A 17332-nucleotide genomic window follows, 5' to 3' on the forward strand; every position below is an offset into this window, starting at 1 on the left:
ACATTAGTCTGCTGTTTTTCAAGCTGTTGCAGTTCGTCAACGGTCTGGCTGATTTTAGTAGCGTAATCCATAACCAAAGATACGACTTATTGAATTTGATTTAGTATAAGAGTCTTGATGGTACGTGGCAAATTGGTGTTGGAGCAGCCGGTGGTTTGTTAGTAGAAGTTATAAAAGCCTACTACGGCTGGCAATAACACTCCGCGTGGTCGCTTTCGGTCGACAGCCAGCACGTTTCGGAGGAGAGTTGGCAACTAACTAGGCGCGTGTGTAAAGGTGAAGACGCGCTCAGCATCAATAGCTTATGGGCGTTGGGTAAAACAAGCACGCATTAGAAATTAAGATATAGAAACAAGGCCAAGAATAACGCTGATTCTTACCCCGCTTGACAACACGTTAGAGTTGATGGGTAAGCTATTTTTGATAGTAATGTGGGGGCTGACACTTTACATTTTTTTGAAATTACCGGATAGAATCCCAATACATTTCAACGCCATTGGGCAAGCAGACAGCTATGGCGATAAAGCAACCTTTGTAATGCTACCCCTATTGGCAACCGCACTCTATATGGGAATAACAAAAACCAATGAGTATCCCCACATTTTTAACTATGTAACACAAATAACGGAGAGCAATGCCCAAGCGCAATATACCCTTGCGACAAGATTATTGAGATTTATAAAATTATCAGTACTTCTAGTTTTTTCTGTACTTATCGTCCTGATTTACCTGACAGCAATCGGCGTCACTAGCGGCTTGGGTACCTGGTTTTTACCTTTATTTACTGGTTTTTTACTTATTCCAGCTGTAATTACAATTATCCAATCCCTGAAGAACAAATCAGTATGATGAAGGCGGAACGGGAATGCGCCAGGATGTAAGGTAAATAAGCACGTTTCGGCTGACCCAGGAACGTATCTGTAACCGTACGTTTGCTTGCCTCGCCTGACAGTTTCGGCTTGTTCAGTTTCGTGTTTCGTACGTTGTTGGTTAGCGCTGCGGTGTCCGCTTATCTCGGACAGGAATCACTCGGAGTAGGCTAATGCCGCAGCCCAACGGAGGCAAGGCTGAAAAGGTTCAGGGCACATATTTTGTGGCGAGTAAGCTTTCGGCCATCAACACATGGGGTCGTTGGGCGAGAGGTTTTGAGTAATCTAATAATAACCACCGTTCTTAATGAAACACATTTTTCAGTTATCCCAATTCCCAAATTCAAATTTTGAGATTGAGACCTCCATTTGGACTGGCAAATCAACGTTGATAATGGATAATGAGATTTTGGAGAAAGCTGATGAAAAAGGGAAACCTTTTCTAATTCCAACTAGTGATGCGGAATTTGTAAAAGCGTTTCCTATATCTTCTTTTCCTGACTCCATTTCAGTATTAGAAATAAATGGAGAAAAAATTCAGATTCTGGAAAAACTGGAATGGTATCAATACGTAATTGGCGGGCTTCCTATTTTGCTACTTTTTATCGGTGGCGCTATTGGCGGTGGAATCGGTGCGTTCGGAGCGGCTACAAATTTTAGCATTTTCAGGCAGGAAGGCAGTGATATTTCCAAATACCTGAAAGTGATTGGAGTTATCGTTGGGAGTTATCTTCTTTACCTCGTCGTTGCGGGCCTATTTGTCCAATTATTCAGCAAGTAGTTTGATTTTGTCTTTGCGGGTTTGCCATGTGCCTGGGGACAAGCCAACGTCCGCTGGACAGAACATAAAAACTGGCATTTCGCGTGTTGGCCGAGAGGTTTGCCTGGTTCGGCGGGGTCCGGATGGCAGATAACGCGGCTCCAACACCAGCTTTTACATAAATTTCAATCCCTCAAACCAACACTAGTTCACATGAAAAAACAGTATCTACCCCTCGCAATTGCAGTACTGGTTTTTAACGCTGCTGTCCTTGTATCGTTTACCAATAAATCCACTACCACAACACGGGTAATCAAAAATCCACCCTACGCTAAGGCCCAAATCGAAAAAGGCAAATATTTAGTCGAAATTATGGGCTGCGCCGATTGCCATGCCCCTAAAACCATGACCCCGCAAGGCCCTGTTCCCGACCCTGTTCTGGGTTTGTCAGGCCACCCGGCCAACGTACCGATGGGTAATGTAGCCAAGGATGCTTTGAACAATTGGGTGTTGTTTCACCCGATGAACACCATTGCAGTAGGACCTTGGGGAGCGTCGTTTTCGGCTAACCTGACCCCCGATGCTACAGGTATAGGAAGTTGGTCGGAAGAACAGTTTATCATCGCTATGACCGAAGGTAAAAGTAAGGGCATTCGCACGGCACGGCCCTTATTGCCCCCCATGCCGTGGCCTAATTATGTACACATGAAAAAAGAGGACCTGGTCGCCGTGTTTGCTTATCTAAAGAGCTGTAAACCCGTCGAAAATAGTGTCCCGCAATTTATTACCCCTGATAAGTTGTAGTACGAAAGCGGAACGTATGTTGTTGTCCGCTTAGAGATAGGTCAATTGTCCTGATTGAGTACATTATTTGGTTGTAATCAAATGCCGAAGTTATGAGCCTTTTTAAACTTATCTGTGCGCTAACGCTAGGGATGATTCCAGTGATTTCAGAAGCCCAGCGCTCTAATGCTGCGTCTACCTACAAAGTCATCGGTAACATAAAGGGCCTGTCGGAAGGCACAAAAATGTACCTGATCGATGGCGGCAAAAGAAAAGTGATCGACTCTGCTACGGTTAGGAGTGGGCAATTTGTCATAGATGGGAGCCTCGCCGAAACAGCGCATATGTACTTGCATGCGGGTAAAGGAAGCTCGTCGAGGAAGCTGGCTGATATTCTTCTGGACAATCGAACAATCTATGTAAAGGGCAATAAAGCCGAATATGATAGTGTAGTGGTAAGTGGCTCAGACATTGACCAGCAATGGAAAGACTGGTTTAAAGAAGATCAACAAATCGGTTATCAGCGTTTTCAGGTCAGAAAAGTCTACGAGGCTCTACTGAGCAAGAATGACACTATCAACGCGAATGCGTTAAAGAAGGTGGTGGGGGAAATGCAATCATATCGGGTCAATCTGCTCAAAGCATACGTGATGCGCTACCATGATACAGGCGGGGGTGCTGCTTTGCCCACCCTTTGCACCCTTGGGGATTATTTGACGAAGGCAGATTACCTGGAAATGTACAACATGCTGTCCCCCACCTGGCAGAAATCGTATTTTGGGCGGGAAATTCTTGATGAAGCGTCCCGAAAGACGAATACCCCTAAGGTGAACAAATAACAATATAGGCATTCCCTGGCGCTCCACGTAAGGTAACGTTCTGTCGACAGCTACAGGCGAGTTTAGCTTTCCATATTTATAAACACCTTGAAGACGACCAGCTACTATGATTTACTTGACTCAGTTGATTTACATCAAAGAAGGACAGGAAGACGTATTCGACCAGTTTGAACAGGTAGCTATCCCGCTGATTGAAACGTATCATGGTCAGCTTTTGCTACGCGTTCGGCCTTCCGATGACGCCTACATTGGTCAGCCGATTGAAAAACCCTATGAAATACACCTCGTAAAATTTGATACGGAGCAGGATTTTGTCGCTTTTACCCAGGATGAAAGCCGAAAGCAGTTTCTGCATTTAAAAGAGCAGTCTGTTCAAACCGCTACCCTGATTCAGGGAATAAAACTGTAATGGGTTATTGGGCGATAAACGTCCTGGTCCTCCTACGCGACCGTTGAGGATACGCGCCGTTTGTCGAGCGCCTTACCAACAGGCTGGCGGTCTTCGTGTTTACTGAGCCGGTAAAAAGCCAGTGCCAGCAGTAGCGTGGCCGGAAAAGCGGCCCCTAAACCGAGTGGCGCTATGACCAGACAGAACAGGATACCGCCGAAACAGCCCACCCGGAACCAGCGTCCGCTGGTAAACATCGCTATGGAAATGAGTGCCTGCCCGACAGCGATCGTCAGCACCATCGGCTGCGTAATGGCATCGAACGGACCCAGAATAAACCAGCTGTACAGGGGAAGGGCGTAGTAGGCATAGCTCTGGTAGACCCAGGGCGTGTCGAGTACTGTTCGGGTGTTGACCACGGCAGCCATGGCGAAGATCAGAAAGAACAGCAGGCGCGTAATGACAGGCCAGCGGTGGGCACCAATGACCTGCACAATGGCCAGTCCATTGGTTGCTACATAGGCAGCCGCCACAACATAGTCGAGCGTTTTCATGGGATCGATTTAGGTTAAAAAGAGGGTAGGGGGAGGTTCAGGCTTCGTCTTTTGATTCGCTACGGCCCGTTTTGCTCAGAATACGAATGCGGTAGACAACCGCAGGAGCAGGCGGTATAGCTGCGCCGTAGGTATCCGTAGTGGCGGACCGGGGTGCCACGCGCCCCGGTCCCAGTTGCTGTTCGGCATACAGGCGCTCGTCGCCCTGTAACTCTTCATACACCCCCTGAACAACCACACTACGCCAGTAGGAGGGGCTGCATAGTTCATCGACTTCAAAACACACCGCCGGGTTTTGCCGCAGCAGCCGCGTTTTAGCCCCTTCGCGGGTTTGACCGTAGATGGCTTGCCCATCATACAGGTAGGTAACAGGCAGTACCAGCACCTGCCCATCGGCAGCGCAGCCAAGGCGACCAAAAAACTGAGTGCTCAGCAAATGGTCCGTCACTTCGGGCGATAGGTCACGTAGCATACCGGTACAAGGATTGGGTATTGATTCAAAAATACAAACGCGGGCATTTCTACCCACGGCCCTGCATCAGTCGATCGTATGATTCTGATCATGTGATGTAAATCAGAATGTTAGCTGCCGGGTGTCAGTGTACTTCACGTGGTTGGGGGCGTGTTTTGTGTCAGAAACCTAACACCATTCACGGTATGAAAATCATTGTCGTTCCCACCGATTTAAGTCCCGGTACGCAGGTCGCCCTGTCGGTAGCTGTCGGCCTGGCCCGCATCTACAACGCCGAAGTCGTTCTCCTGCACTCGGTTGTTTACCCGATGCCCGTTCCCATCTATGCCGAAGCGGTTACGATGACGGCCGAGGGTACCGTAACCACGTACAAAGACATGGATGAGCGGGCCCTCAACGCCCTGCGGGACCTGGCCGATCAGCCGGCTTATGCCGGTGTGTCGATCGTTTCCCGGCTCGTTACGAGTGGGGAGGGACTGGCCCATGCCGTTACCGACCAGCCGGCCGATCTGATCGTGATGACTTCGAAAGGGGCGTCGGGTCTGGAGGAGTTGCTGTTTGGCTCCAACGCCGAATTCGTTGTCCGCCATGCACACTGCCCGGTACTGGTCATCAAGAACCCAATTGCCCACTTCCAGCCCGAAAATATCGTCTGTGCCATTGATATCGACGAGCAGTTGAAATCCGTTCACCACTACCCGTTTCAGTTGGGCGAACAGGGATTGCACCAGTTCCTGTATGTGATGACGCCTACCGACAACCGCGATCCGGAGGGTGTCTGGGAGTGGGTAAACGACTTTGCCACTGCCAAAGGCATTACGCAATTCGACTTTACCATTCGCCGGTCCAAAAAGGTTTCTGACGGTGTCATCAACTATGCCGATGAGGTGAATGCTGACCTGATCGTCTTGTTCACCCACGGTAACAAAGGGTTGCGGCACCTGTTGACGGGCAGCGTGGCCGAAGATGTATTGAATCACGCGACCCGGCCTGTATTGATCATGCGGGCCTAGACAGGAGCGAAAACAAACGATTTTCTGGCCTGAATCAGGAGCGGCCCGGAGTGGCAACGCGCCTGATCCAGGCCAGATGGTGTCAATACAGCACCGGCTTGTTGTAATCGATGGAGCCGATAGTGAGCTTGTACCAGGTGAAATCGCCGGTTTTTAGTTTCCAGGTAGCCGCCCCCTCCGTGGGAATACGGATGCCACTGGCAAGCGTTCGGTAGGTGCTGCCGGTCGTTGTCCAGGTTTCGAGCGTGTACTGACCGTTCTTCTCCATGTATCGCTGCGCTTCGAATCCGGATACGTCGCCCTGCTTAGTGAAGCGGAAAATCCCGGAAGCGGTTACCTCGCCGTAGTGCATGGTAGCCCGCGCCGACTGGCTGTCGAGGGCGTCCCAGTGGATATAGGGACTCAGTGCGGCCGACGGAAACCAGATGATCTCGCTCAGAAAGCGCAGCAGCGTCCCCTGATCCGTTTCGGGTCCCCGGGCATTGGCCACCTCGATGAGCGACAGCAGCCTGATGTTCATACTACCGTGCCCGTTCTCATACCGATCCCGTCCCGTAAGCTGTACCAGTGGTGCCAGCCGGATACTGGCCTTCCAGATAAATCCCGGCTGGTCGACGGTAAAATATTGTTCGGCTTCGGCTGTCATCCATCGGCCACCGGGTGTGGTACGCATACGCCCGTGCTGCCGGAGCCGTACCGTATGAATGCGTTCCTTCCCCACCACCCCCGACCGGGTCAGCCACTGCTGCACCGGTGCCGGCAGATCCATCAGACTGTCCGACGTGATCGTTGCCGTCTTATCAGAACGTGACTGGCCGAGCAGGTGCCGGGTTTCCTGATCCGTCTGCCAGTCGAACCGGTTATGGGTATACGTCAGCAGCAACACGGCCGTTATGATCAGGTTTGCGATGGTGCCCGCCCTGGCGTCGGGCCAGAACAGGATGATGAGCGCCTGTGAGAGAATAACGCTGCCGAGGGCAATGGCCAGCCAGCCATCCCGCCTGAGCCAGTAGCCAGCGGTGGCCAGCAGAAATCCCAGACAGGCCAGCAGCCATAGTGTACCCATCAGTTTAGCCATCGATTCCGGGATGGCAACAATGGATTTTCCTGTCATCTGGCTGACCTTGGCCAACTGCCACTGGCTGATGAACCCCAGCAGGTGGATAAGCCCGTGAACGAGTAACAGGCAGGCAAACAACGTGCGTATCATGGCGGTAACCGGGTTAGCCGTTAGTGGGAAGTCGGTCTGGGAGGTAGCCTACGGAAACCGCCAGCGCCTATGGTCAGGGTGACGAAATAGCCATTGGTGGCATAACGCGGCCGGTCGGGGGGTACCAGCTCGCCCGTACTTCGCCAGCCCGACGATGAGGGACTGAGTTGGTAGCCGGCCCGCATACCCAGCAACAGGCCGCCATAGCTGTCGTCTTCGGTAAAGGCGGCCACGAGCCAGTCGGCACCAACGCCAAACTGAACGTTGAGGCTGGGCAGCAGCACCGACGACTCCCGCGTTGTCTGGCCTTGCTGCTGACTCTGGGTAATACCCACTACTGCTACCCCCGCCCCAACCGTTGGGTAGAGCCACAACCGGCGGCTGTTCACAAGAATACGGCCCAGAAACAGGTGGCCTCCTCCACCGAAGGGTTCGGCATGGTAGCCGGGACCGCTCAGACTCCGCCGGGCCATGCCGTAGCCGCCCCCGCCGAGGATAAATCGATCCAGTCGGGCGTAGCCCTCGCCCCCTACATATACAAAGTCGTTCCCAATACCTGAGAGCTGGGGTGGTGTGAACTGATCCAGCGTTTGCCCAACCTGGTGCAGCCGGGCATAGCCCAGCCGAAAGAAACCCGCTCCGCCAGACAAACGGGGCGATTGGGCCAGGGTGCTCGACAAGTACCCCGCCAATACCAGGGTAAGGAGAAATCGGTACGTTCTCATGATTCGTTCAGGGGTTGACCACCTGACCCAAAAACGGCTGTGCCTAACACATCGACGCCTTCGTGACAAGGGCTGTTTGCTGGTTTTCGTAAAAGCTCAACTGGTTCATCAACCCCCTCGAAATCTGCTGCATAGCTTCTTTGGTGAGAAAACTCTGGTGGGCTGTCAGCAATACGTTGGGGTGCGTCCGGAGTTGGTTCAGCAGGGGATCGGTGATGGGGCTGTCCGAAAAATCGTAGTGAAAATAGGCGCGCTCCCGTTCGTACACATCGGCTGCGTAGCCGCCCAGCTGCCCGCTGTCCAGCGCGTTCAGCACGGCCCGGGTGTCGACCAGGCGGCCCCGTCCGGTGTTGATCAGCAGGGCACCGGGTTTCATCAGTGCCAGCGCCTGGGCATTGATCAGGTAGTCGGTCAATGGATTGAGCGGACAGTGGAGCGACATGATATCCGACTGGCGCAGGAGTTCGGTGAGCGACGTATAGCGAACCCCGGTGTCGAGCAGTTTACGGTTGGGGCGAATGTCGTAGGCCAGCACGTGGCAGCCAAAGCCCTGCATGATGCGCACAAAGGCCCGCCCGATATGGCCCGTACCCACCACCCCGACCGTCTTGCCGTGCAGGTCGGTACCCATCAGCCCGTCGATGGTGAAGTTGCCTGCCCGTACGCGCTGGCTGGCTTCGGGCACGTGCCGAACCAGACTCATCAGCAGGGCTACGCTCATCTCGGCCACCGACGAGGGCGAATAGCCGGGTATGTGGAGCAGCGTCATACCCAGGTCGCGCAGGGCCAGCTGGTCCAGGTTGTCCAGTCCCGTGCCGCGCATCCCGATCACGCCAACGCCCAGCTCCTTCAACCGGGTCAGGGTAGGGCGGCTGAGGTCATCGTTCACAAAGGCACACACGGCGGTATGACCTTCGGCCCGTTGAGCGGTTTCGGGGGTCAGTGTCTCGGTGATGTAGGTGATGTGGTGATGACTCCGGTACGGCTCGAACGAGGTTTGTTCGAAAGGCAGGGTGCTGAAGAACGCAATACGCATCGCGGTTAAGGTTATGAGTTGTACCTCAAATGTGGTGCTTTGGCGTGTGCCGACCCATGATGTGGCTCAATGGAGGACCTGACGTTGATCCGCCCCCGTTCGGCCAACCCTGGACCAGGGAGAAAAAAGACAAAACGGATATGGGCAGTGGGGCCGTCGGGCATTACCGGGACCGGAAACCGCCCCCGCCTATACCCAGGGTCAGGTAAAAACCATGGGGCGAAAAACGCCCTGCCGATGGCATGGCCGTTCCTGTCCGGTCGTTGTGCCACGGTGTCGGGGCCGTCGTTATCCGGTATCCGGCCCGGAGGCTTAGCAAGGGCCCGGCCTGTAGTCTTGGATCGGTAGCGGCCTGAGCAACCAGCCAGTCGAACGTCAGGCCAATGTCGGTGGCGAACCCATCGATGACATAGGTGGTCAGGGCTTTGCTGTCGTCTGTTGCGTTGACGTTGAAGGCGTTGATGCCGGGTCCCAGGCTGGGGTATAGCTTGGTGCGCTTCGTTTGCCAGGCTACCCAGCCAATCCAGAGGTGGGCATTGGACGCCGACGACTCGATGGTTGTCCGGGTCGCTGCGTCATAAACCCGTTTGTTGGCCAAAGCGGATGCGTTCACGCCGAACAACCAGCGGTTACGGCGGTAGTAGGCTTCGGCTCCGATGAGTATAAACCGGTCGTTACCTATCGGTTCCGTGATCTGGCTAACCTGCTGTATGGCCGTTGCCGAGCCGGGCCACAGGCTTTGACCGCCATATAGAAAAGCGGCCCCGCCCTGTATCGACTGTCCCCACACAGCCACAGGCCACAGCAACATAAGCGCAGAAAGGGCGTGGCGCAGGGCGAGAGGAGCCATCGGAGTATAAGTCGGGAGATGCTAGGCTGTCATCAGCACGGGCGTCTGGGCAATGGAGAGTGGACGCGTCCGGGTAGAACCCTGGTTCAGCACGGCTGCCAACGCCGGATTCGCCACCTGCGACCAGTCGTCGACCAGCCAGTAGTCGTAGCCGCGAATGAGCAGGTGAATACTGATTGCCAGTTCGGGACTGGCCAGTAGCGTTTCGGTCGTCAGCCAGTCGGTACCGATCGTGTCCAGCAGGCCCGACCAGCTTTTTAACTGGGTGAGGGCTTCTGTCCGGGCGGGTTTCAGCGTATCCCGGCTCAGCGACTGGCCGCCCGGAATGTCATAGGGGTAAACAACGGTCAGGCGCAGGGGTTGACGGGCGTGGGCCGACAGCCCGTTTCGTAGCGAGAGCGCCGAATCGATTGAGCAGTCGGTAACAAAAAGGGCTGTTTTCATGGACCAGTTAGCGGTTTCGTTTCTGGGCATAAAAGTAGCCCGCTCATCCGTCGGGGCGGATGAGCGGGCTTAGCTCCTGAACTGATTGTAATCACCTCACCAGTTGGCCCGGCGGAGCTTGTCGGGCTGCATAACCCGGATACCGCCCGATGGTGTCATCTCGATCAGGCCATCCTGTTTGAACTCGCTCAGCGTCCGGATCAGGGATTCGGTCGCCGTGCCGATCATCGACGCCAGGTCGTCGCGCGAGAGTTGGATCGCGGTGTCGGGGTGTTGGCCGTGCAGGCGCAGCAGTGTATCGGCCACCCGTCGGCGGAGGGAGCTGTAGGCCATACCCAGCAACTGTTGTTCGCGCTCGCCTACGCGCCCGGCCAGTAGTTTGATAAACTGCTGGCTCACGTCCGGGTTGGCCAGCAGCAGTTGCTGGAAGTCGTCTTTGGGAATATAAATCAATTCAGAATCTTCCAGCGTCACCGCCGAATCGGTGTAGTCGCTGTTTTCGAGCAGGGCGAAGTACCCGAAAAAGTCGCCGGTCGTATACAGGCCGGTGATGAGTTCCTTGCCTTCGGTATTGGTCCTTACGGTCTTGACCTTACCCGATTTGAGGAAGTAGAGCCGCGTTGGCTCATCACCTTCCGAGTACACATACTGTTTTTTACGAACCGCGTGGCTTTTCCGGTCGAGCGACAGGCTTTGCAGGTTTTCAGCGTGCCGGGCCTGATCCAGAAACTGGTTGAAGCCATCCTCCGGCAGATCGGTGGCCGGGTGTTGCGGGCCGACGTTCCGGAATCGGTTCAGGCGCCCTTCAATTGCGCTGAGCAGCTCCGATTCATCGAAGGGCTTGGTCAGGTAATCGTCGGCCCCCAGCTCCATTCCTTTCCGGAAGTCGGTTCGCTCGGTTTTGGCGGTTAGGAATATAAAAGGAACGCCCGACAGGACGGGGTTTTTATTAAAAATATGCAGAACGCCCCACCCGTCGAGTACAGGCATCATGATATCGCAGATGACCAGATCCGGTTTATGGGCAAGGGCTTTCTCGACGCCGACCTTGCCGTTCTCGGCGGTGTGAACGGTGTAGCCGGTCAGTTCCAGGATTTCGGCGGTATTTTCACGAATGGCTTCGTTATCTTCAATCAATAGGATAGTTTTCATAAGGAAGTAGTAAAGTAACGGTTGTGCCCTGGTTCAGTTCGCTCTGCAACGATAGCTGCCCATTCATCAATTCTACATAACGGCCAACGATATGCAGGCCCAGGCCGGTACCGGCAATGTTGGTTACATTTTTGGCCCGGAAGAACCGCTCGAACAGATGCTCCTGGTCATCTTTGGCAATACCTATGCCCTGGTCGGCTACGGCCAGGGTCAGCTGACTGTCTGAACAGGCGCCCCGGATGGTAACGACCGAACCAGGTCCCGAGTATTTGAGGGCGTTGGACAGAAGATTGACCAGGATTTTACGCAGCAGCGACGGATCGAGCCACACCGGGTCCGGACACAGCACATTCGTTTGGATCGTCTGTTCCGGCTTCAGCATACCCTGCATGTCGGCTATCGTTTCGCTGATCAGCTGATTTATATCGACCCGCGTGGGGTGTGCTTCGATCTTGCCTTCTTCCAGCCGCCCTACCGACAGAAACTCTTCGAGGATGTCGTTGAGGTGGTTGACCGACGACCGGATGCGGTCCAGGTGCCGCTGGCGTTTGTCGTGCTGGTCGCCACCCGGGTATTTTTCGATGAGCGTCGCCGACGTCAGCACCGCTGTCAGTGGTGTGCGGAACTCATGGGAGGCCATCGACACAAAGCGCGACTTCAGCTCACCCAGTTCCCGCTCGGCGGCCAGCGCCCGGCCCAGTTCGTCTTTCGACTGCTCCAGCTGATCGAGGGTATTCATCAGGGCGTGGGTTCGGTCGGCCACTTTCTGCTCCAGATCGGCATTGAGCCGTTCGATGTGATCCCGGTGGGCCAGGAGCTGCCGCTCCGCTTCTTTTTTGAACGTGATGTCGATGATGTAGGCAACAACATACAGCTCGTCTTCCAGCTGAAAATAGCTCAGGCTGATCTCGACGGGAAAAACCGAACCGTCTTTACGCTGGGCATTCAGGTCGCGGTTGTGGCCCATGGCCCGCACCTGTGGTTTGGCATTGAACGACTGCCGAAGCTTCTCGTGGTAGCTGCTTACCGAGGTTGGCACCAGCTGTTCGATGGTTAGCGTCATCAGCTCACCCGTCTGGTAGCCGAAGAGGTGTTCTGCCAGTTGATTGACCGACACGATCTGGCCTTTCGAATCACAAACGACGATGCCGATGGTCGCGTTGGAGAAAATGGCTTCGTATCGCCGAACGCTGTGTTCCAGCTCCATCTCGGCCTGGTGGAGTCGGCCCTGATCGATGAGCCGGATGAGGGCGTAGTTCCGGTCTTTCGCGGTAAAGACATTCATTATAAGTTGCCCCCAGAAAGAATATCCGTCCTTTCGGTCAATTTGGGCCGTTTCTTCATGCCGCCCTGCCTGCAGGATTCGTTCGATGAGACTAGTCCGGTTTTCGCCTTCCAGGGGCTGGGTGCGCAGCGACCGGGACCGGACAGGGTCGTTGAGCAGGGCCTGCTCCGACGAGAACCCCAACATACGTACCCCCGCCTTGTTGACCTGGACAAAGCGTTCATCGCCCAGGTCGTAGATACCGATGAAGTCTTCACTATTCTCGAAAAGCAGTTCGGTCAGGGCGCTTGAATATTGATTGATCATTATACGGGAGCCAGTCGGTCCGTGGTGGTTACCAACAGGATTCATGAGCTAATTTACAGGTAAACTTTTAGAAACGGGTCGAGAATCAGGACCGCAGCTGACCTACATCAGTTCACCCGGCCGATTAACCATGCATTTTTACACCAATTGTAACAATGAACCCTATGCCTTACATACGGGAGGACGCCCTATCATGAAACGCAACGATCCAGACCCTATACTGATCCCTGCCCGGTCGGCGGTTTTGCTGATCTTTATGCCATCAGAGCGAACCGACTATCAGCAACGGGACTCGTTGACTGCCCTGACCGAGTCATTGCAAAAACTCCTTGGCGAGTCGGTCCGCATTCTTAAAATAGACGAGGCTACGCATCCCGACGTTGTGAAGAGCTTCGCCATTACCCATACCCCGGCTTTTGTACTGGTGCGTCAGGGTATCGAACTGTGGCGGCAGGTGGGCATGCCCGATAAAGAAACCCCCGCTCTGCTAACCCAACGCCTGATGTCTTTCTAACGTCAGGCTGTTTTCCGGTACCGCCAGCGCTTGTACACTTCGATCCAGCCCACACCCAGCCCCGACCAGAGTAGACAGTGTCCCAGCTGGGAACTGGTCAGCGTCGTAAACTGAGCCAGTCCACGTATGGATGGCAACAGCAGCGAGCCCCCCAGCATCAGGAGCGTAATCGCCAGCATCAGCCACAGCAACGAATTTGGTCGGCGCAGGGTAGCCAGGACCGACTGCTGACTCGACCGGCTCACCAGGGTAAGCCAGATGTTGCTCAGTACCAGCGTTACAAACGCCATCGTTCGCACCTGATCCAGTGGGGTGCCTGTTTGCATGGCGCGCCCGTATACCAGCAGCACGGCCAGCGCAATAACCAGGCCCTGCACGACGCTTATTCCCAGTTCTCCCGCCGTAAAAAAAGTGTCTGTCAGCCGACGGGGCCGTTGGCGCATCAGGTCGTGCTCGGCCGGTTCGTTCTCGAAGGCAATGGAGCAGGTGGGTCCCATTACCAACTCCAGAAAAATGATGTGGACCGGGCTGAACAGATTGACATAGCGCCAGCCGAAGAGCAACGGTACAGTTACGGTAAGAATGATTGGAATATGGATGGAGACGATATAGCCGATGGCCCGCTTCAGGTTCTGATAGATACGCCGACCCTGCGCAATGGCATCGACCATGCCAGCCAGATCATCGTCAACCAATACCAGGGATGCGGCCTCTTTGGCTACCTCCGTACCCCGTCGGCCCATGGCTACCCCGATATGGGCCGCCCTGAGGGCGGGGCCGTCGTTGACGCCGTCGCCCGTCATGGCAACGACTTCGCCGTTGGCTTTCAGCGCCCGGATAACGCGGAGCTTGGCCTCGGGAAACATACGGGCAAACACGCTTACCTGTTTTACCTGTGTTTGCAGGTCCAGTTCCGACAGTGCCATCACGTTTTGCCCCGTGAGGGTTTGCCCATCCGATGGCAGCGCTACCTGCCGGGCAATGGCGTTGGCGGTTTCGGGCGAGTCGCCGGTAATCATTTTAACGACAATGCCCGCTTGTGTAAACTGCCGGATCACCGTTTCTGCATTGATTTTGGGCGGATTTTCGAGCGCAATCAGGCCTTTGAATATCCAGGGGAAATCGTCCTGCCGGGCGGGAAAGTCAGTATCCGGCCAGTCACTACCGGCTACGCCCAGCACGCGGTAGCCCTGTCCGGCCAGTTCGATGGCCTGCTGCTCAATGAGGCTGGCTGCCTCGGCGCTCAGGTGGCATACCTGGGCGATACGCTCTGCGGCTCCTTTGCCAGCCACCCGAACGGGTCCCGTATCCGGTGCGTAGACGTGGGTCATCATCGGGGGCGTTCCGTCCAGCGGGTATTCGTATTGAAGCGGATGAACGACCGGGGCTGCCTGCTGACCGTAGGCCGATACGATGGCCTGTTCCATAGGGTCGAAGGGTTCGGGTTCGCTGGCCCAGCGGGCATAAGCCAGCAGGTCGAGCGCCGGGGCCGACAGGGGGGCGGTGAGTGGGACGAGGGTATGCGTGATGCCGTCATACAAGCGGGCAACCGTCATGCCGTCCTGGGTAATGGTACCGGTTTTGTCGGTACAGATTACCGTGGCCGAGCCCAGGCTTTCAACGGTTTGGGGCTGCTTGGTGAGCACACCGAACTGCACCATGCGGGCGGCTCCCAGGGCCATAAAACTGCTGAACGCTACCGGGATCTCTTCCGGTAAAACCGACATGGCGATGGTCAGACCCAGCAGCAGCGACATGGCCCAGTCGCCGGTATGCGCGAAGTTGATGCCCCACACCAGCGCAAACGCGCCAAAGCCGGCGAAAGCCATGCGTTGTACGAAGCGCCCGATCTGGATCTGTAAGGGTGTCTTTTCGACTTCAATCGTTTGCAGCGACTTGCCCAGTCTGCCCAGGGTTGTGGCCTCGCCCACGTCGCTGATCTGAACGTAAGCGCTACCCGACGTGAGCAGCGTGCCCGCCAGAAAGCGGTCGGTGTCGGGCGTGGTTTTCGTGACCGGCACCGATTCGCCGGTCAGTATCGCTTCGTCGACCGAGCAGTCGTTGGCCTGCTTCAGCCGTCCATCGGCCGGGACGGTCTGGCCCTCGGTGAGCCAGACGATATCGCCCACGACGATCTGTTCAGCGGGCAGGGCAATTAATTCGCTGTCGCGCAGCACCGAAACCGTAGGCTGAGTGAGTTGCCGAAGGGCCTGCAAAGCCTGGTTGCTCCGAACGCTTTGATAGACGGATATGCCCGCCACCAGCAGCATCGCCACCCCCAGCACAACACCTTCCTGCCACTGGCCCAGCAGCACGTAGAGCAGACTGGCAATAGCCAGCAAAATGAACATGGGCTCCGTTACAATGTCGACGGTCAACTGCCAGCCTGTCTGTGTATGGTTCAGCGTCAGGGTGTTCGGTCCGTATTGCTTCCGGGCCGCTTCTACTTCATCAACCGTCAGACCGGTTAGATGCTGTGCGGTAGGCTGATCGGTGGCAGGGTACATGTCGATGGCGGGTGAGGATTGCGATTTGTGGACGCGGTGACTGTTCAAATCCTTTCTTCCTGTTCGAACAAGGAGTGAGGTGAATCATTCTACTGGCTGATAGCCATCAGATTACGCCTGGGCTCACGGCTTTATTTTTGGTGACACAAAAACAACAAGCATTATGAAACGAAACCTTGGTGACTATGATATTGCTATTCGCATCATTACAGGCATGTGTCTGATGGTATTGTTTGTTGTCAATTACCAGCAGAACCCGCTAAGCTGGATTCTTTTTCCGCTGAGCGGAATTTTGTTGGTAACAGGTATAACGGGGTCGTGCCCGCTTTACCGAATCCTGCACATCGACACCCACGTTCACCGTAACGGGAAAACGCCTTCACACTGACCGCTCACCGTGACATACGGGAATGGGGGTTTGCCCCGGCTGTTGGGTATGCAGGGGTAAGCCAATACCCCGCACAATGAGCAGCAGGGCTACTACTATGGTCGCGATGGGTAACCCCCGGCCCAGCCGTTGCCGGAATTGGGGTGTCAGGTAGCTTACCACCACATTCACGCTCAGCATGGCGGGCAGTGTACCCAGGCCGAAAGCCAGCAGGTAGCCAGCACCGCCCATGGGTGATGTGGTGGCCAGCGCACCCGCCAGCGCCACATACACCGAACCACAGGGTAACAGACCATTCAGGAAACCCAGCCCGGCCATATGGGTCAGCGTTGGCCGACGCAGCAAGGCGGCCAGTGGGGCCGTTAGCCGACGGGCAAAGGAAGTGGTATGCATCCAGTTTGGAAACACCTTTGCCGAGACGGCCCAAACCAGTAACAGAATGCCGGCCATAATAGAAATGGGGCGCTGCAAACCGGTAAGGAGCAGCCCCTGTCCCAGCGTACCGACTACGGCCCCCAGCAAACTGTAGGCACTCAGCCGACCGGCATGGTACAGACCCCGCGCGAGTCTACGCTGCCCCTGGGGTAACCGGCCAACGGGTAGGGCCATCGCCAGCGGCCCACACATGCCAATGCAGTGCAGGCTACCCGCCAGACCCGTCAGAAGTGCCGTTGTCCACCAGCCTGTCATGGTAAAGTCAGTTCACGTTCGGTGTAATATTCGCGCTGTCCGTCAGACCAGGTGAGTTTCGCCCGCCATAGTCCGCCGGGCTTCTGCTTCATCGACATAACAACCGGTGAGGGCGTAACAGCCGTCAGTTCCTGCTGAATATCCTGCTGCCGGTCGGCGGGGCGGTAAAGCGTGAAGGTGCCCTGCTGAAGCGAATCGGGCAGGGTAATTTCTACCTGCCTCCTATCTGACCGGTACTGTATATACGCTTCCGGATCGAACCGGCGCGAATTGGCTACCCGGTCGATTTGTTGCTGGTACGCAATTTCGTCCTGGTAGTAGTCGTCACGAACCAGGTCAATGCGTTCGCGACTCATCAGAACGACCATCGTGCCGATGAATCCGGCAAACACGATGAAGACAAGTACAATTGATTTTCCCCAGTTCATGAGTTGAATGATGAGTGATGAGTGATGAGTGATGAGTGATGAGTGATGAGTGATGAGTGATGAGTGATGAGTGATGAGTGATGAGTGATGAGTGATGAGTGATGAGTGATGAGTGATGA

General features: G+C 55.2%; 20 protein-coding genes. 8 read left to right on the forward strand and 12 right to left on the reverse strand.

Annotated elements, in window-relative coordinates; genetic code table 11:
- Nucleotides 1-405: 405 nt before the first annotated feature.
- The 5 genes from FH603_RS26160 to FH603_RS26180 all read left to right on the forward strand — a co-directional run bounded on the left by FH603_RS26160 (nt 406) and on the right by FH603_RS26180 (nt 3660).
- On the forward strand, nt 406-849 hold the full coding sequence (locus FH603_RS26160) for a DUF1648 domain-containing protein (RefSeq protein WP_186741909.1): 444 nt from the start codon (nt 406-408) through the stop codon (nt 847-849).
- 327 nt (nt 850-1176) lie between these two features.
- Nucleotides 1177-1650 carry a hypothetical protein gene (locus FH603_RS26165; protein ID WP_186741912.1) on the forward strand — a complete coding sequence of 158 codons (474 nt, stop codon included), beginning with the start codon at nt 1177-1179 and terminating at the stop codon, nt 1648-1650.
- Between the two features lie 192 nt (nt 1651-1842).
- Nucleotides 1843-2433, forward strand: a complete 591-nt coding sequence (locus FH603_RS26170) for a c-type cytochrome (RefSeq protein ID WP_186741914.1) — start codon at nt 1843-1845, stop codon at nt 2431-2433.
- A 92-nt stretch (nt 2434-2525) separates the two neighbouring features.
- Nucleotides 2526-3251 carry a DUF4369 domain-containing protein gene (locus FH603_RS26175; RefSeq protein WP_186741916.1) on the forward strand — a complete coding sequence of 242 codons (726 nt, stop codon included), beginning with the start codon at nt 2526-2528 and terminating at the stop codon, nt 3249-3251.
- Between the two features lie 106 nt (nt 3252-3357).
- On the forward strand, nt 3358-3660 hold the full coding sequence (locus tag FH603_RS26180; RefSeq protein ID WP_186741918.1) for a DUF1330 domain-containing protein: 303 nt from the start codon (nt 3358-3360) through the stop codon (nt 3658-3660).
- A gap of 32 nt (nt 3661-3692) precedes the next feature.
- Here FH603_RS26180 and FH603_RS26185 read toward each other — a convergent pair whose 3' ends face one another.
- Both FH603_RS26185 and FH603_RS26190 read right to left on the reverse strand, forming a co-directional pair.
- Nucleotides 3693-4193 carry a hypothetical protein gene (locus tag FH603_RS26185; RefSeq protein ID WP_186741920.1) on the reverse strand — a complete coding sequence of 167 codons (501 nt, stop codon included), beginning with the start codon at nt 4191-4193 and terminating at the stop codon, nt 3693-3695.
- A gap of 37 nt (nt 4194-4230) precedes the next feature.
- Nucleotides 4231-4665: a pyridoxamine 5'-phosphate oxidase family protein gene (locus FH603_RS26190; protein ID WP_186741922.1), complete on the reverse strand. Its 435-nt coding sequence runs from the start codon at nt 4663-4665 to the stop codon at nt 4231-4233.
- Between the two features lie 185 nt (nt 4666-4850).
- On the opposite strand from FH603_RS26190, the gene FH603_RS26195 reads away from it, so the two are divergent.
- A complete protein-coding gene (locus FH603_RS26195) occupies nt 4851-5678 on the forward strand; it encodes a universal stress protein (RefSeq protein ID WP_186741924.1) in 828 nt (275 codons plus the stop codon).
- Nucleotides 5679-5760: 82 nt separating this feature from the next.
- Here the strand turns inward: FH603_RS26195 and FH603_RS26200 are convergent, their stop codons facing one another.
- The 7 genes from FH603_RS26200 to FH603_RS26230 all read right to left on the reverse strand — a co-directional run bounded on the left by FH603_RS26200 (nt 5761) and on the right by FH603_RS26230 (nt 12731).
- A complete protein-coding gene (locus FH603_RS26200) occupies nt 5761-6888 on the reverse strand; it encodes a DUF6544 family protein (protein WP_186741926.1) in 1128 nt (375 codons plus the stop codon).
- A 20-nt stretch (nt 6889-6908) separates the two neighbouring features.
- Nucleotides 6909-7613, reverse strand: a complete 705-nt coding sequence (locus tag FH603_RS26205) for a hypothetical protein (protein WP_186741928.1) — start codon at nt 7611-7613, stop codon at nt 6909-6911.
- 43 nt (nt 7614-7656) lie between these two features.
- Nucleotides 7657-8649 (reverse strand): 2-hydroxyacid dehydrogenase, encoded by a 993-nt coding sequence (locus FH603_RS26210; protein WP_186741930.1) that lies wholly within the window; start codon nt 8647-8649, stop codon nt 7657-7659.
- Nucleotides 8650-8812: 163 nt separating this feature from the next.
- Nucleotides 8813-9499 (reverse strand): hypothetical protein, encoded by a 687-nt coding sequence (locus tag FH603_RS26215; protein ID WP_186741932.1) that lies wholly within the window; start codon nt 9497-9499, stop codon nt 8813-8815.
- Nucleotides 9500-9520: 21 nt separating this feature from the next.
- Nucleotides 9521-9943: a hypothetical protein gene (locus FH603_RS26220; protein ID WP_186741934.1), complete on the reverse strand. Its 423-nt coding sequence runs from the start codon at nt 9941-9943 to the stop codon at nt 9521-9523.
- A gap of 96 nt (nt 9944-10039) precedes the next feature.
- A complete protein-coding gene (locus tag FH603_RS26225; protein WP_186741936.1) occupies nt 10040-11095 on the reverse strand; it encodes a response regulator in 1056 nt (351 codons plus the stop codon).
- A complete protein-coding gene (locus tag FH603_RS26230) occupies nt 11073-12731 on the reverse strand; it encodes a sensor histidine kinase (protein WP_235985532.1) in 1659 nt (552 codons plus the stop codon). The genes FH603_RS26225 and FH603_RS26230 overlap by 23 nt, the downstream gene beginning before the upstream one ends.
- Before the next feature lie 148 nt (nt 12732-12879).
- On the opposite strand from FH603_RS26230, the gene FH603_RS26235 reads away from it, so the two are divergent.
- Nucleotides 12880-13200, forward strand: a complete 321-nt coding sequence (locus FH603_RS26235; protein ID WP_186741938.1) for a YbbN family protein — start codon at nt 12880-12882, stop codon at nt 13198-13200.
- 2 nt (nt 13201-13202) lie between these two features.
- On the opposite strand, the gene FH603_RS26240 is transcribed toward FH603_RS26235, so the two are convergent.
- Nucleotides 13203-15755: a cation-translocating P-type ATPase gene (locus FH603_RS26240; RefSeq protein WP_235985531.1), complete on the reverse strand. Its 2553-nt coding sequence runs from the start codon at nt 15753-15755 to the stop codon at nt 13203-13205.
- 115 nt (nt 15756-15870) lie between these two features.
- On the opposite strand from FH603_RS26240, the gene FH603_RS26245 reads away from it, so the two are divergent.
- Nucleotides 15871-16095: a YgaP family membrane protein gene (locus FH603_RS26245; protein ID WP_186741941.1), complete on the forward strand. Its 225-nt coding sequence runs from the start codon at nt 15871-15873 to the stop codon at nt 16093-16095.
- On the opposite strand, the gene FH603_RS26250 is transcribed toward FH603_RS26245, so the two are convergent.
- Complete coding sequence (locus FH603_RS26250; RefSeq protein WP_186741944.1) at nt 16087-16785, reverse strand: sulfite exporter TauE/SafE family protein; 699 nt, start codon at nt 16783-16785, stop codon at nt 16087-16089. The two genes, FH603_RS26245 and FH603_RS26250, sit on opposite strands and share 9 nt — an antisense overlap.
- Nucleotides 16782-17332 (reverse strand): FixH family protein (locus FH603_RS26255; protein ID WP_244968038.1); only part of this gene is annotated, 551 nt, incomplete at its 5' end. The genes FH603_RS26255 and FH603_RS26250, both read right to left, overlap by 4 nt.

This window comes from Spirosoma utsteinense, assembly GCF_014282275.1.
GTDB classification, from domain to species: domain Bacteria; phylum Bacteroidota; class Bacteroidia; order Cytophagales; family Spirosomataceae; genus Spirosoma; species Spirosoma utsteinense.